At 45.5% G+C, this 727-nt stretch carries 1 protein-coding gene; it reads left to right on the forward strand.

Annotated features, from left to right (window positions below; all coding sequences use genetic code 11):
* The coding region (locus AC1DRF_RS30860; RefSeq protein ID WP_477742681.1) for a D-serine ammonia-lyase at nucleotides 1-727 on the forward strand (727 nt) is incomplete at both ends.

Consider the following 727-nt stretch of genomic DNA (forward strand, 5'->3'; position numbering starts at 1 on the left):
GTCCATATGTCAGCGGACGCTAAAAAATGGAAAAAAGATCTGCTTCGTTCTAAAGGTGTAACCGTTATTGAATATCAGTCTGACTACGGAAAAGCCGTGGAAGAAGGACGAAAGCAAGCCGAAGCAGACCCCGCCTGCCATTTTATTGACGAYGAACAGTCTAGAGATTTATTTCTCGGTTATTCCGTGGCGGCTTTACGTTTGAAAAAGCAGCTAGCCGAGCTGCGGATTCAAGTAGACGCCGAACACCCTTTATTTGTCTATTTGCCTTGCGGAGTAGGCGGAGGTCCTGGCGGTATTACGTTTGGACTAAAAGCAATATACGGTGATCACGTTCACTGCTTTTTTGCTGAACCTACTCACTCTCCTTGCATGCTGCTTGGATTAATGACCGAGCTGCATGACGGCATTTCGGTTACGGATATTGGACTTGACAATGTAACAGCTGCCGATGGACTAGCTGTAGGAAGGCCATCTAGCTTTGTAGGTGAAACGATAAAATCGCTTATTAGCGGAATTTATACCGTAGAAGATGATCAGCTTTTCCGATTTATTTATGAGCTAGCCAATCGTGAAAACATGTATATAGAACCTTCAGCAGCGGCTGGTTTACAAGGACCTCTCCACCTGTTGGAAAGCGGGTCGTCCTATATACAAGCGCAAGGACTAGAAAACGATATGTCAAAAGCTACTCACCTTGTATGGTCAACTGGAGGCAGTATGGTGC

Source organism: Priestia sp. P5_B4, from assembly GCF_056400385.1.